At 41.9% G+C, this 16,478-nt stretch carries 8 protein-coding genes; 1 reads left to right on the top strand and 7 read right to left on the bottom strand.

The features are described from left to right. Positions 1–176: 176 nt before the first annotated feature. The 4 genes from DPV68_RS12330 to DPV68_RS12315 all read right to left on the bottom strand — a co-directional run bounded on the left by DPV68_RS12330 (position 177) and on the right by DPV68_RS12315 (position 6,988). The gene (locus DPV68_RS12330; RefSeq protein ID WP_114167105.1) at positions 177–2,393 is read right to left on the bottom strand and encodes a dynamin family protein; all 2,217 of its coding nucleotides are present in this window, start codon (positions 2,391–2,393) and stop codon (positions 177–179) included. Between the two features lie 36 nt (positions 2,394–2,429). Next, on the bottom strand, positions 2,430–3,734 hold the full coding sequence (locus tag DPV68_RS12325; RefSeq protein ID WP_157964188.1) for a GTPase: 1,305 nt from the start codon (positions 3,732–3,734) through the stop codon (positions 2,430–2,432). 97 nt (positions 3,735–3,831) lie between these two features. Beyond that, positions 3,832–5,940, bottom strand: coding sequence for a Piwi domain-containing protein (locus DPV68_RS12320; protein ID WP_114167103.1), 2,109 nt, complete (start codon positions 5,938–5,940; stop codon positions 3,832–3,834). A gap of 148 nt (positions 5,941–6,088) precedes the next feature. After that, positions 6,089–6,988 carry a DUF5655 domain-containing protein gene (locus DPV68_RS12315; protein ID WP_114167102.1) on the bottom strand — a complete coding sequence of 300 codons (900 nt, stop codon included), beginning with the start codon at positions 6,986–6,988 and terminating at the stop codon, positions 6,089–6,091. A 402-nt stretch (positions 6,989–7,390) separates the two neighbouring features. Between DPV68_RS12315 and DPV68_RS12310 the strand changes: the two genes are divergently transcribed. Further along, positions 7,391–11,563 carry an AAA domain-containing protein gene (locus tag DPV68_RS12310; protein WP_114167101.1) on the top strand — a complete coding sequence of 1,391 codons (4,173 nt, stop codon included), beginning with the start codon at positions 7,391–7,393 and terminating at the stop codon, positions 11,561–11,563. A 67-nt stretch (positions 11,564–11,630) separates the two neighbouring features. On the opposite strand, the gene DPV68_RS12305 is transcribed toward DPV68_RS12310, so the two are convergent. From DPV68_RS12305 to DPV68_RS12295, 3 genes are all read right to left on the bottom strand, one after another. After that, a complete protein-coding gene (locus tag DPV68_RS12305) occupies positions 11,631–12,329 on the bottom strand; it encodes a CBS domain-containing protein (RefSeq protein ID WP_157964187.1) in 699 nt (232 codons plus the stop codon). 384 nt (positions 12,330–12,713) lie between these two features. Then, the gene (locus DPV68_RS12300) at positions 12,714–15,791 is read right to left on the bottom strand and encodes a type III restriction-modification system endonuclease (protein WP_114167099.1); all 3,078 of its coding nucleotides are present in this window, start codon (positions 15,789–15,791) and stop codon (positions 12,714–12,716) included. Next, the coding region (locus tag DPV68_RS12295) for a DNA methyltransferase (protein ID WP_232819637.1) at positions 15,792–16,478 on the bottom strand (687 nt) is incomplete at its 5' end.

The following is a 16,478-nucleotide window of genomic DNA, read 5'->3' as shown; positions in this document are numbered from 1 at the left end:
CCCGGGAGCGAACAAGTCGCTCCCGGGGGCCTCTTTGTTATAAATCTACTGAGTTATGTCCCAGCCTCTTTTGACTGCCTTTATTTTGGAAAGAAATCAACTTTCTCTTGTTCGTACACTTTATGCGTGAAGCGTTAGATGTCGATATTTTTAATTCTCTAATACATTAGTAAACATTAAGTCAAGATAGTGTCTGGAGAAAAATTCAATGTATCAAGAATTTGTTTGATTTGGTTCAAGCTTTCAATAGCAAATTCTATATCTTTTTCATCGTATGAGTGAACCAGAGCAGTCAAGTTATCAATTGAGTTTTTCCATTCATTTTCGAGATGATCGGCTGAAGTATTGAATGCTTCTCGAGTTTCATCCCAAAACTTATTAATTTCTTCATTAAACTGATTAACTACATTTTGCACACTGTATGATTCAACAAGTTTTTTCGCTACTTTTTTTCTCCATCCTCCAGAGAAAATAGCAAATACTGACATACTAACAATTGCTGCTAATGCAATTCCCAGTACAATAGGTCCTCCTAAAGCAGCAACCCCTGCAACCGCTCCTGCCACTCCACCACCAATAGAAATTCCAATTGCCGATAAGACGCTTACCCCTTTGGCGACAAGTATATAAGCTCCAAGATTTCCTAGTGTGGAAGCCCATGCAGCTAATCCTCCTAGAGTCGCTGCTCCTGCTAAACCACTTGCAAAAATCTTTAGTGTGTCAAACGGAATTTGAATAGTACTTAAACCTTTATCAAATTTTTTAACTCGAATCTCAAATTCGTTTAGATAATGCTCAATTTCTCTTGTTAATTTCTCGGACTTATTTTTCAACGTTTCTTGAAGTATCATTTGTACTTTTGAAGTCAAATATCCAGCTAGAAATTCAATGTCCTCTTTTTTCTTTTTATACTTTTTTTCCTCCATAATTCTCACAATGTTCTCTACGTTTATTAAACGATCATACTCATTTTTAAACTCTTTTATAGACTGCACCTCTAAAGTAGAAATTAACTTTAGTATTGTTTCTCTAGACTTTGCATTATGCTCTTGCCTTGTTTTCTCATTTCCTTTTATATCATTAAGAAGAGCCACGTATTTGTTTTTCTCTAAAATGATATCCTTTTGAACAGCCACCTTGTTTTCAATGTCAACTTTCAGACGATTGACATTTTCTCGCACGGTATCAAACCCTTGTTGCTGAATAATTTGCGGTAATCGTTCTAAAAGTGTACGGAGTTCCTGTTCGAATTTCTCCCGAGTTTTTAATTTATCTTTACTAAATGTGAAGAAACGATTCCGGATGTCTTGCCGAGTATAAAGATAACCAGACTGTTCACGCTTATTCTTCCAAATTTCTTCTGGAGTCAATTCATACAATCGATCAGCACCTTTTTCGAGTATGCGATGAAGTTCTGTTAAATTTCCATCATTGATTGTATGTGCTTGAGATGCAACAATAAAAAAGTTGTTGAGTGGTTTTAATCCATTGTTTTCACTTTCAATAGTGGGTAATCCATTCAATGCAGATTTAATAAATTCAATATCTGTGCCACGTAAAAACCCATTTGCAATCGACAAGTAGATTACAATATCTGCAAACTCTTTAGATTTTTGAGCTAGTACATCATCATTTTTTCTATCACCCGTCCCGAACCCAGGTAAATCTACTATGTCACATACTTTTAAAATTGGACTTTCCACATAGATAACTGCAGCTATTGCCTCTTCATCTAATGAATCAGCACTATTCTGACGAACACCGAATTTAGATAAGATTGAAGCGTCGCCTCCGGCAATCTTCATTTTTTTTGAGTAAGACTCCTCATGTACTTTTTTCATGTTGAAACCTGTTTTATTTCCTTTAAAAACCCAAACTTCATCTTTAATAAAACTAGGACGATCATCTAAATGTTTAATATGAACGCTAATTGAGGTAGTAGGGGTCCAAGCTGCTGGTAGTTTATCCTCACCTAAAAGCGTATTTATTAAGGTGCTTTTCCCTGCATCAGACATTCCTACAATGGCAACTGATGGCTTTACAATAGTTTGATGAATTATATTTTTAACTTCTTCAAGATAACTCTTTACCGAATCATCAACACTATGTTTCTCTATTTGCTGAAATGACTCTGTTTTTATAAAATTTGCTTGACTCCATGTGTCTTCGACTTCAAAAGGTTGAGGCATATAGTCATGGTAAGATGAAATTTTATCAAAAGGGATTCCTGCGACATTAGATAACTTTCGGAGTGTACTGAATGTGATGTCTTCCGGATGTCTCTCCATTTCATCCAATTGCTCTAGAGAAATATCTAATCGGTTTGCTAAATCTTCTCGCGTAACCTTCAACAACTTCTCCCTAAAATGCGTCAAATTGAAATGTTCATTCATACTTTTCTTATTCCTCTTTTCTAATTAAAAATAAGCTTACACTTCATTCCCACTGTCATAGTCTTGTTGATCACGAGACATATTTTTCTTTGTCTCTTCCATTGTCAAATCGTCAATAAAATATGAGATGGCTCCTTTTCCTATCGCAAACGTCCCAGAAGACGCAATCCCTCCACTAATTGCTGAAGCGACTCCTGGAATAGTAATGTTGAGTAATTTCACACCTTGCTGCGCGACAAATCTTAACCCAACCCCTAGCATCGCGACACCACCGCTAGCAATAAAGAAATCTCTCACACCTTTTGCATCGAGAATAATACCGTTTAAATATGCAATTAGTGAGATTAGAATCATTTGAAGCGGAACTAGTATATAGATGTCACTTAATGGAATTGGAGATAGTCCGACTGCTCCTGCAATTCCAGCGAAAGCTTTCACAAATTTATTTGCGATTTTTCTTATAGCCTGATCAATTTTGTAATGCATCATTAAATAAATAGACGCTTTAAGGTCAATGTTATCTTCTAAAAAATCAACTAACTCGTCGATATTATAACGCCCATCAAATTCAATCTCTAATTGTGCTTGCTTTTCCCAAGATAATTCTTCAGGGGTTTCATGGGTCCACTCAATATACGAGGACACTGGAATCACATGTACATTCTCAATTTCTTCTTCGATCATAGTCACTCTTACATTTTGTGCTTTTAAATTGATATTGCTAATTTTCTTGCTAGAGTATTCATTCGCATCTTTTATTCGAGCAGGTTCTAATTCATCGATTTTATTAATCACTGTTACGATTGGTAATTTTGAATTAATCATATTTCGTACTGTATTCAAATAATTAATGTCTTCTTTCAGACTTGAAGATCGATCCGATGCATTTGTAATCAAAATAAATGCGTCCGGTTCAAACTGCTCTATCGCTTCATTCAGAGCGCTCTCTGCAGTTTGAGAGTCGTTCGTGGAACTTTCTTTTATCCCTCTCGTGTCAAGGATTTCAAATAATACCTCTCCATCTTTAACATAGTTAAACTGCTGTGTTTCGGTAGTACCGATTTCAACCGGGCTTGTCTTCGCCAAATAAGAGCCGAACATCGCATTAATAAGGCTACTTTTCCCTACTCCGGTTCTTCCCATAATGACAAACCTTGGGGGTCTGCTTTCTTTTATTGCATCCATCAGTTGTGTTATGTCCTTTGATTTTAATAACCCCGTAATTTTATCTTTTGCCATGTTCGGTATATTAATTCCAAGACCGTCAATAAATTTGTCCAAGTTTTCAAATGCTTCAGTGAGATTTTTTAATCTTTTCTCAAGATTAGCTTTCGGATTCATAAGTTCATCTCCTAACATTTTTTGTTAAATCTCTTAATTCCATTTTAATTCATTCCGATTTTATTTAATGAAGAATTTTAAAAATAAAGGGTATGAATTACACAAACGGCAACGCTTCTTCATGCTGCGTATTTGCATTGATCAATCCACGGTTATGGAACGTCGAACTCAAGTCCGCATAGTGTGTCGTAATCGGCAGTCGTGTCTTTAAGAGCGAGTGGACATGCATGAACGATAAACGATACACATCGCTTAACACATCCTCAAACGGTAAGACGTTTGTCTGTTGCACCACTTTGAGCGGTTTCGCCATCCCGACACGCACGTGAGGGTTAGTCGAGAGTAGATAGCCCATTCGCTCCTTTGTATAACTAAGTCCCTGTGATGTCTTCCATTCTTTCTCGTGAATCGCCATACGTCGATTGACGTTCTTCAAAATTTCCACGTAGTCGAAGCGAATCCCACGTGGAGAAAGAAGCGAGTCGATGAGAGCCAAATCTTCACGGCAGAATCCATCCCGGTGGAACGTAATATGAGCTGGCGTATGACCGTACTGTTCTTCAAACGCATGAAGCGTGTCATAGACGATTTCCCGCATCTTCTCAGCACTGATTTTCTCCCCTGCTTCACTTGTCGAGAGTGATTTCTGCTTAATCATCGCCCCGTCTTTCCCAATGATTTGAATGATGCCCGACGCATGTTTTCCATTCTCATGGCTTACGTCTAACCCGACAAAACAATCCGAGTGGAGCGGTTCACCGAGAATCCAAGGTTGTAGGCCGGCCTTCACGTACACACCGAGTAGGATGTTGTACAGTGTATCTTCAGAGTTCAACACGCGGTCATGCAGCTCCACACATTGAGTCACGACATCATGTTTCCCACCAAATTCCCGCTTAATGGCTTGATACGAATGATTGAGCGATGCTTCCTCGGCAATGACAACGACGACACCTTCAAAGTGTTTCGGGACGTTCTTCAATTGGAACATGACGTCTTCTGCCTGCAACAAATCGGTAGAGAGCGTTTGGCTCAGTCCTTTTGGTTTATTCGAGACGTTGAGTGTCACGCCAAAGCGTTCAGACGTGGTCTTAAGCTTTTTGATAAAATCGAGGACTTGTTGCACTTTATGGCGATCGTGTAGTTTCGGGTCGACAAAGAAACTGACGGTCGCCTCCCCTGTTTCAAACACGCCGCCTTGATTCAAACCACCTTTGGCGTAGCTAGCCGTCTTTCCTTGACCAAATCGAAGCCGAGGAGATGATAACGTTTTGATGGTATAGCCGAGACGAGCGGCCCGCACATCTTTCCGCTCAAACTGAAGCATCGGCAGTCGACCGATCAAATCGAGTGCTTCCGGCATTAGTTTCGACATTCGCGCGTCAGGCGACAATTTGATGATTCGATTGACTGCGCCGAGCTGTTTAGCTGGAATCGTCTCAAATGAACAACTCTGTTTCAGTTGCTCAGGTAAGTATGGAAGAATTTGATTGTTTCGATCTTTGACGTGTACGACGAGTGCGTCTGGTGCGATGATTCGTTTCGGATCTTTCTTTGCGAAATAATCAATGATCGAACACTTTAGAATCGGACTCACTTCACTCGCTCGATAAGGCGCAACTTCTACAAATTCGTATTCATACGATTTCGGATGAGTCGAATCGATGACACGCATTCCTGCAGACACGGATTTCGGCTCACGCTTGAGCTGCTGCAGTAGGTTTTCGCGGTATTCAAATTGATGGGTCAAATCGAATCCAAAGACAATTTCATCCGTCTCCGACACGTTCACGTTGAGATCGAGTGCCGGATAGATGAGTAGCCCACTTGTCGACTGTAGGTGCGCCTGTTTCGAGCGGAACTTACCCCGGTTCATCATGTACTGTGGATGTCCCAATCGCTCCAACTGCTTTTTTAACAGTCGTTCAAGTAACGTTCGCTCGACATTACGTGAAAGATTGATCGGACGCGCTTCATATTGAAGAAACGTCTCGTTTCCCCACTGTTTGATTTCCTCAAACGAAGCAATGTACTGATCAAAGAACACAATCGGTTGAAAGTTGTTCAATTTGTTTAATTGAAAAATCAACTTCCCCCCTTGCGTATGTCGTGACGATGGATCCTGGAGCGGTACGGTATAGAGATGGAGTGTCACGTCCGTTGCTTTCGTTAATGCTCGCCATTCTGTTAAATAATACTGGTTCATCTTTCCCTCATCCTTCCCCGTTGTTCAATCATTGCATCCACTATAACGGATTTCCTAATATTAGGTAGATAAAATAACGGATAGGGTTCAAATGGGAAGTTTACTTCTGAGACAAAAAAACTCCATCACAGTGATGGAGTTCACATAATTAATTCGCTTCATAGCTTTTCTCGATGTAAGGCTTCGCTTTTTCAAAGTCTGCATTAGAATATAAGACAATTTCTAAATCTCCTGTTCCGTAGTGTCCGATTCCTCGCATATCGCGCGTAAAGCCACGTTCAAGTGTTACGGTATCCGGGTCTACTTTCACATACATCAAAATCTTTTGCGTACTCGGATGAAATTCGACACAGGCGAAGTTTTTGATGCGCTTGTAAGCAATATAGTGCTTCGTCACATTTTCCTGCACATCATCACCGAGTGCCATAAGATACGACACGAGACCATCAAATAAGTCCTTCGATTCTACCGTCGCTTGTTTCAAGTAGTCACTGACCGTCTTACTTGTTACGGAGAACTCCGATGAAGTCGTGACAGGCTTCGCTGTTGTCGTATTGACGAGATCTAGTAGCAACAGATCATTCTCGTAATATTTGTATTGGTACAATTCAATATTACGATTGATTTGTTTAACAGCGTGCTCATCATACTTCGTGAAGCCACCTGCGATACAGACGAGACGCGGATTACTCCAATCGATCGTATCGGACACCTCTTTTCCATAATGCTTCAAAATGGATAGTTCGAACTCTGCTTGGTGGTCGAGTAACCAATCCAAATAAAACAATCCTTGGTTAATCACATTTTCGTTTGTCGATCGCTTGTATTCAATAATGACAGGCGAGTTATTTTCATCTAACCCAAGCGTATCAATCCGACCCCCGTGTGTACGACCCGTGCTGTACTCCGAAGCAACAAAACGAATACCGAGCAATTGCTCTAAATTTTTCTCGAACAATTGTTGTAGCGATTTTTCAATCGCCATTGATTGACCGTATAATTCTTCCGTACCCTGTTCACTTATTTGAAATAGTTTAAGGTCTCCCATTGTATTCTCCTTTATGAATCTATTAACAATGAATATTCCTCTTTCGTACGAGCAACGACTTCATGTAACGCCTTCATTTTAGACGAGATTCAATGACCATACAGAAAGGATCAAGTCGTTGCTGTTCACTTTCTAAAACTGCTTTCATGCCTTGCACTTCTACGCAATTTGATATCCTCATTTTACCAAATTTAAAAGCAACAAAGTGCCTGATTTTCATCAACTAGGTAAATTCCTATACACAAGTTAGAAACAACTACCACCTAGTATAATTTTTATCTCCCTTTCTTTTGAAGTGGACGTTATAATGTTAATTGATTCCTAAATAGGCGGGAAACATTCCCTATGTTTGGAATGAGACGACTGTCACATCATCGTTTTTGAAGAAAGAAGGATTTAACCATGAACGCAACAACCCAACAAAAGACAGCTGATTTATTTAAGTTTTTAGCGGCTGTCAAACGGATGGATATTCGTACTGAAACCAATACAAAAAGTTATGAACTCCTTTTATCTCCCGAGGCGTCAACGTATCCGAACGTTCGCGTCACTCAAGAAGAGGAGCTCTCCATCGAAGTTCATTTTCTCGCACCATTCGCAGAGAAGCGACCGAGTCTTCCGCGAGAGTTGTACGCCTACGTTCTCCAAGAAGGCGAAACGTATAAACGGACAGAATTGTTTCCTGAAAAACTCGACGCGACGTTCAATGACTTTTTAACCTCGATTGAAACGTGGGAACAAGAGAAAAAAACACACGAATCTGCTCGAAAATTATACGACACGATGTATCGGACGATGCAACTTCTCTCGACCGAGAGCGATACATATGAACTTGTCTATTCATTCGGGATGTTGCACTGGCTGAATGACAAAGTCGAACGGCCGTTGTTCACACGAGCAGCCGTACTCGAGTTCGATCAAGAGAAAAGTCTGTTCCGCATCGAAGCGTCAGCCATACCGACGAAACTCGAACTTGATATGCTCGACCGTGACCATGTTTGGATGTCATCTGAGCTATCCCGATACGAAGTCGATTTTAAAGAAGAGCTCACCTTCGACTTCAAACCATGGGTCGAGACAGAATTAAAAGAGCAGTCCGAGCGTGTATTGAAACTGTTGAATGACGACCACGCCTATGGCGAAATCGCAACCGTCTATGCAATGCCAGGCATGCGCTTATACGTTCGCAAGAAGTCTGCCCATGCGTGGGTCGAAGAACATGAGAACTTGGCCACGTTGATTGAAAACGGTCTATCACCTTCACCTGCCTTGCAACAGTTTTTGACGTCGAACGACGAAGAAATCCACGCGTTGGACGCGCTCGACCGTACTGCCTGGAAACCTGTCGGCGAGGAGATTCTTTTCCCGCTCCCTTACAACGAGGAACAAAAACGCATTTTAAGTCAATTGAGTAACCATGCCGGTGTCGTCGTACAAGGACCCCCTGGCACCGGGAAGAGTCACACGATTTCAAACTTGATTTCGCACTTGCTTGCACACGGAAAGCGCGTCCTCGTCACCAGTGAAAAGGAACATGCGTTGAACGTCTTGCGTGATAAACTTCCGGCCCAAATTCGCCAGCTCGCGGTATCCGTCCTTGGATCAGATTCAAAGACGACAAAGCAGACGGAAAGTTCACTCCAAGAGATTGCCTCGTACTTGAATCGCACGACTGCTTTAGAGTTAGAGGGTAAAGGAAAGCAAAAGCAACAAAAATTGTATGAGACACGTGAAGAGATTGCCCGTCTGCGTCGGAAAATGATTGAGCAAGCCGCTAGCGAGCATACAGTGATTCCATACCTCGATGAGACGCGTTCACCGACCGATTGGGCGAAATGGACGAGCGAACAAAAAGTCACGATGCAGCTTCCGCTCCCCGTATTGACAGACACTTGTCCGCTGACGGCTGATGAATTGGCGGACTTCTATCAACTCATGGCAGAGCGGGAAACGCTCAACCAAGGACCGAATGTGACGACCTATCCAGCGACGACAACGCTTCCGTCCCTTGAAACGTTCTTAGCCGAAAGCGGTCGTTACGAAAAACTCGCCGCTCTCGAACAGACGCAGGCCGCTGCGTCATGGTTACAGGAAAAATCGACGTCACTTCGTCAACAGACACGAGACCATATTCAGACGTTGCTCGAGTCATTTGATCGTCAACCCGAGTGGCTACGTGAACGGTACAGCTACTGGTCCACCCATCGAAGCGATGAAGTGCAATGTGAAGAAGACTGTCAGACGTTTGAACGCGACGTCAAAGCACTCGAGTCGTTGGAGCGTAAACTCGCCGTCCACGACATCGAATTGCCGTCTACTTTACCGAATGATGTCTGGACGCTCGCTGACGAACTCGGTCCAGTTTTAGACGAAGGAAAGACCGACGGATTTTTCTTCAAACTGACAAAACGTAAAAAATATGCCGTCTTACTCGATGAAACCAAAATTGACGGGAAGGCTCCGCAATCGAGTGCCGACCTTCAACTGTTGAAACAATTCGATGAATTGAAGTCATCGTTGACGACATTATCACGTCGTTTCAAATACGCGTGTGAACACTTTGAGCTCGAGTTAGAGACGCCTGAATTTTCGTCTTATCGGACGGCGCTTCATGCGCTCCGTGAATGGAAAGCTGTCTTTGTGACGTACAACGAGTCATTGGCTCCGACTTTCCGTCTGTACGACGAACGGTTCCGCTATGAGAAAGCTTGGTTGACGCAAGCGAAACAAGAGCTAGATGCCTCGCTGGCGCTCGACGAGATGAAGGAGCTACAGACCATCCAGACGTCTTATCTCTCACTCGTCCATGATACGCACATCCATCCAGCGGCGTTACGTCTCAAACAAGCGGTGCAATCTTGGGATGCCGCACGTTACACACAGTCCATTGAAGAGTTGGCATTACTCGAACAACAAAACACAAAAGCGACACGCCTAAAAGAACTAACAGAGCGCATCAAACAAGTCGCGCCAGGTTGGTTGAACGCATTTTATGACGGGACTGCTCCGACACTTCAACTTCAGACGTTCGAACTCGATTGGAAAGTAGCACGTGTCTTGACGCTGCTCGAAGCACTGAGCGACGACGATTATCGGGAGAAGATGAAACGATTGGAGAAAGAGGAAGGAAGAGCGACAGCGGACTTATGTGCGACATATGCGTGGAAAGAGCAGCTGACGCGGATGACACCGTCGAAACAAGAACGTTTGAACAGTTGGGCGAAGTTGATTCGCCAAATCGGGAAAGGTACCGGGAAACATGCGGCCCGTCACAAACGGGAAGCCGCCCGTCAAATGGCTGCGGCCCAAGATGCAATCCCAGTTTGGATCATGCCGGTGAACCGCGTGCTCGAATCGTTCAAAGAAATCGACGAGCTGTTCGACGTCATCATTTTCGATGAGAGCTCACAAAGCACGATGGATGCCATCTCGCTTCTATCGCGCGCTCGAAAAGCCATCATCGTCGGGGATGACCGCCAAATCAGTCCAACGACGTTCCAAGACCAAAATGCGATCCAAGAGAAGAAAAAGACATACTTCGGAAACGACACGACGATGACGTTATTCGATGGCTCATCGAGTCTATACGACCTCGCCTCCGTCAAGTTCAGTGCGACGGTCGGGCTCCGTGAACATTTCCGTTGCGTACCGGAGATTATCGGTTTCAGCAACGCTCATGTGTACGAAGGTCGCATCGTCCCGCTTCGACTCCCGCAACGTGCCGAACGGTTGACGCCAGCGGTGCAGAGCGTCTTTGTCGAGGATGGGAACGTCGCCGAAACGACGAAAGACAAGTTCAACGTCCCGGAAGCGAAAGCGCTCGTCGCTCACTTGAAGCAGTTGATTGACGACCCACGCTACGCGAAGCGGACGTTCGGGGTCATCTCGCTCCTCGGGAAAGCCCAGACGGATCAAATCGAACGGATGGCGACCGACTTGATTGGCATCGACAAGCTGATTGAGCACAACGTCCGATTCGGTGACGCCTATACGTTCCAAGGTGATGAGCGTGACGTCATGTTGCTGTCACTCGTCGTCGCACCAAACCGTCGTTTTGCGGCACTCACGAAAGAGACCGACAGCCAGCGCTTCAACGTCGCGGCGAGTCGGGCTCGAGATCAGATGATTTTGTTCCACTCTGTCACGCTACAAGACATCGGAAATCAAAACTGCATGCGTTACAAACTCGTCAACTACTGCCAGAACCCGCTCGGCGATCAAGAGTCGTTCGAAGCGGTCCAACACTTGTTCGACTCTCCGTTTGAAGAGGAAGTATATAAGCGTCTGACGAATCGCGGCTATCTCGTCCGTCCGCAAGTTCAAGTGAACGGCTATCGCATCGACCTCGTAGTCGAAGGCGAATCGAACCGCCTGGCAATCGAATGTGACGGCGAACGTTGGCACGGTCCTGACGTATACGAGCAAGACATGTTCCGGCAAAAAGTGCTCGAACGGGCCGGCTGGACGTTCTGGCGTGTCCGCGGTCGCCATTTCTACCGTGATGCGGATCAAGCGATGGAGCCGCTATGGACGTTGCTTGATGAGATGGGTATTGAGCCGATTTTAGTTAATTAAATTTAATTGCCCCTAAGCAGAAATAGAGAAGGAAGCTGATGTAACAGTCAGCTTCCTTCTCTATTTCTCAATCAAATTTCGCTAAATCCCACTGTGTCACAATCCCCAATAACGCTTGATTCGACTTCCCTGATTCCGTAATCAATAATGCTTCTAACTTTTTGCCTTGATTTGCGGCCTGCAAAAAGTAATCTTTTGCTTCATAGATAGTATTTCTTCTCGAAACGAAGCGATACTTCTCAGCAAGTTCATCGACGGAAATAAGATCGCTCACCCTAGTCTCTTCGAATGAAATGAGATCATCCTTCACTTTTGACGCCAGCCAATTCGTGATACCGCTTTCAGTCACAAGCGAAATAAATTCTCCGTCGGAATTAAAAACAGGAAATTGAGAGTATTGGAATTGATGAACAAACTGGAGCATTTTACTCATCGAGTCCGTTTCATTCAATGAATAGACGTCACAGAAAAAGGTATTCATTCGCTTCGGAGAACGTAACTTTTCTTCAATTTCAATAATCTCACTCACAATTTTCTCGTGAGGTTCCGCAATCGGCTCACCGTTCAATCCGCTCCCATGTTGAATGGCGTTACGCAAGCGTCCAAAACTTTTTAACCGCTCTGCTTTTTGCCGAATCAAAGGATTATGTTTAGCGGCTTGATCCACAAGATAGGAAAACGAAATATGTTCTTCTTGTCCTAATTGCTGACGCAGTATCGTTTCAATGTTGTGGAACCGATCCAAGAAAATAACAGAGTTTTTCATGAGATGCCTCCTCACTAAGAACACGTTAATCTTCATTTACATCATACCTTCATTTTATCAAATTCACTTTAATTAGATTTACCCACAAAAAAATAAAAAAGCTAAGTCATCACCGAACTTTGTTGTAAGTTTGGCATGCCTTAGCTCTTCAAATTGGTTCAGCTAATCCCCAACGTCTTAAACACTACATTCTGAGTAATGCGATTTCACTATCTTCAGAGCGTCGGTATTCCAACATCTCGTAAAAATCAGATTCGTATTACAAAATAAGTGTCTTCATACATCCTTTATACATAAAGTCCATATATTACAAGTCTAATTAATGATAGTGTCGCTTACAATCAATGAAAACCTGAAAGAGCCATGGATTTTTCATTCAAATAACTACATTGAATCAATAACCGACAATAAGTTTTGATAAGTGTCCACATCATGATACTTAACTTCACTTGTAGACAACTCATTGAACAGCTTCTTTGCACAGCTGATCTTGGCTTGTTCTATCGGCCTTAATTGGAGGCTGTCCATTGTGCCCTTCGTTTCTGCTATGAAGAAAATATGCTTTACAGCACCTTTCTTAAATGAAATCGCCCAGTCTGGTGAATACTTCCCAACTGGAGTTGGGATGTAAAAACCTCGTGGTCCCCTTGGCAATTTGGCATAAACGGCTACTTCATCCGCGCTATCCAAATCTTCAGCAAACCGCCTTTCAATACTCTCTGTTGCTGTTCCGTCTGTGAATATATAATCCTGTATGGCATGCTTTGCTTTAAAGGCTTTGGCATATTCATCAGAAGCACGACTCATATTGAAGATATCATGCGAATAGGGTTCTTCTGCACTAGGGGTATAGGTGATATGCTCTACAACCACTGCTGCCTTTTGATGATTAATGATATCAGCCACTTTGGTAATAAATTCTTCAGGATTTTCTCTGAATAGCCAAAGTTTATCTTTCTTCATTCCTGCCAAAATCGCTGCTGCGGAACGTCGTGTTAACGTTGTAGCTTCAGCAATTTTACCAATGAGATCATATTCAGCAAAACTTCCTTCGGCTTGCTCAAGTTTTTTTGTAACAGTATGGTCCACTCTAAACTCAGTACCTATTTGTTCACCTCTTGTTAATGTATACGTCAACTTAGCTACTCTTAAATCACTGTTAATAACAGCAATGGTTTTTTCAATTAGCTCTTCACTATTAAAATTCACGGTGTAAGCATACTTTTTATTGATTTTTTCCCAAAGTTCCTGAAATTCTTTCCAGTTTTCATTTAATGGATTTTCTTTGACTTTGGTTTCATGGGCATTTCCAGCCATCTCTTTAAGGATGTTCGGATCGAATACTGCCTGCACAAGCTTATGGATGTTTTCTCCAAACGGCTCTAGTTCAGGCTTAAGGGGCGCAAAACTATCTAGTTCAGCTGCAGCTCTATAAATGTCGGTCACACCGCCATTATCATCGACGTAATCATTGCGAACAAGATAATGGTATACTGCCGTAGCTTCTGCAACTGTAATTGAATGTGTATCATCACCATTCATCACATGCTTACCGGTAAAGTAATCTACACTGACCTTTGTTGGCCGCTCATATAGGTCAGATTTAATTTCTTTCTGCAAATCACCTACAAACCCGGCATAACTTTCACTAGCAATAACAGTCAGCACATTCAAACCGTGCACCAGTGTTTCTCCACAAACCTCAAGGTCTTGTCTCTCTCCAGCCTCATTGACACAAAGGCGCAAACCTCGTCCTACTTCTTGTCTTTTTGCAGTGGCATTATCAGAGTATTTCAACGTACAAATTTGGAATACATTGGGATTATCCCAACCTTCTCTAAGGGCAGAGTGTGAGAAAATGAATCTTGTCGGTTCCTCAAATGATAACAATCTTTCCTTATTCTTTAAAATGAGATCATATGCACTAATATCATCCGAAAATTCGCTTCCTCGTTTAACCTTACTATCAATTGCTTTACCTTTTTTATCAATAGAAAAATACCCTTTGTGCGTTTCTATAGTATTAATTCCTCTTAGATACTTTTGATAGTTTGTTGGGAAAAGCGTTAGTCGTTCATTCAAGGCAGCATTGTACTCTTCCTCAAAAATTTTCCCGTACTCACCTACAATTTCATTTCCATCCTCATCATACTTACGATATTTGGAAACTTCATCAATAAAGAACAGTGATAGACACTTGATACCTTGCTCAAAGAGCTTCTCTTCTTTATCAAAATGTGAAGCAATGGTCTCCCGGATTTGTATTCTACGAATATCATCCTCATTTACGTTCCCACTCGCTTCACCAGTCTCTAAAATGTCTCCATTTGAAAAAGTCACCATAGAGCGAATTGGATCTACTTCAGAAATTGAAATATCTTTATATGCCTCTAAACCATTAGATGCCGTGTACAAACTATCCCCTGCACTAAGCAACTGTATTTCTCTTTTTATACCACTTCCACGCTTCACTTCAAATTCTAAGCGAGCACGAGGTGGTTTTTTACGATCAATGACGATGGCAGCAAGATACATATATCGATTAGTTCCACTAAGATTCTTAAGATCAAAACCTTTTACTTCAATTTTCTTAACAAGCTTCTTTTTGAAAGCATCAAGTGCATCTAAAACATACACTAAATTATGTGATGTTTTATGCGTGGCTGAAAAATTCAATGAAAATAAAGGATTAAAATTCTTCTTTAGGGCATTTTGCGTCGCTTTACCACCCATCTTTTGAGGCTCATCCAAAATAATGATGGGGCGATTCGCTTTGATAACATCAATCGGACGACGGGAACCAAACTCGTCACGTTTCGTGTAGATAATTCGAGCCGCCTCATTTCCTTTTCTACCTTCAACACTTTTTTCCTCGTTCATCGTTGTATTAAAGGCCTGCGTGTTGATAATCATTACATTGATTCCAGAGCTTTGTGAATACTCGTCAAGCTGGTGTAAATTCGCAGAGTTGTAAACAAAGAATCGTGCTTTAACACCATAGAGCTCCATAAAGTGTTCTTGTGTCATTTCAAAAGACTTCTTGACACCTTCACGAATCGCGATGCTAGGTACAACTACAATAAATTTACTCCACCCATAAGTCTTGTATAATTCAAACATTGTTTTGATGTAGACATAAGTTTTACCAGTACCAGTCTCCATCTCCACATCCAGAGACACTAGACCTAGACCTTCTTCTAGAGTAGTTGAGTTCTTTATATTATTTGCTGTCTGGATGGAACGGATGTTTTTTAACAATTGGTCTTCACTTAATTCTACGTCTGCATTGCGATAACCCATTTCAAATTCAGCATCTTGCTCAGCTAAATTAAGCTGTATGTCTCGTTCATTTATATCTCGACGATATTTTAGGAATCCTTGTTTCGGCTGTCCATTAAATACTTTGACAATACTATCTACAGCCTCGGTTTGAAAGGGTTGTACCTTAAATTGAAACTTCATTTACAATACTCTCCTTATGGTACTTGGGCTATATGTGTTGAAAATCTGCTCAACATTTACTAAAGCACTATCATTCATAAAGCTACTATCTCGGAACACAGCATAATAGGGTTGTTTTTGCGCAATTTCAGTAATCATGGCAGTATCAACTGTACTGAAGCATGCAATCAGATAGTTATCATTAATGTTAAACACTTTTCCATCCTCTTCAATCTTAGAAGAAAGTGGAATCCCTAAATCAAGCATGACTTGGAACAGTAAGTCTTCATCAGTTCGATCGGGTTTAATATTATCCGTAAAACCTTCTAAATCAAATCCCATCTGAGCGTAATCCTCTGGAGTATAATAAACTTCTTTCATGTTACTGCTATCTAACTTAAGTACACGGAAGCCAACATCGAGATTCTGAGCTGTTAAACCAGCTTCTTCTTTTATCTTTGCTCCAGAACGACGAATACGCTCCTTACCTATTTCAGAGATTGTATGCGGTTTTTTTATACTATCTAGAAATTCAGTTACATCTAAGTTATTTTCAATGTTTTCTGGCAATTGCACCATAATAAACTTCCGGTTTCCTCCATCTTCAGAATTTAGTTTCATTAAGGCATGAGCTGTTGTTCCTGATCCAGAAAAAAAGTCCAAAATTATATCTTTATTATTTGGTAACGAAACTAATTTCAGTATTTT

The organism is Exiguobacterium sp. TNDT2 (assembly GCF_003331145.1).
Lineage (GTDB): Bacteria > Bacillota > Bacilli > Exiguobacteriales > Exiguobacteriaceae > Exiguobacterium.
The sequence above is the reverse complement of the archived record's forward strand: the minus strand, read 5'-3'. Positions and strand labels throughout refer to the sequence as shown.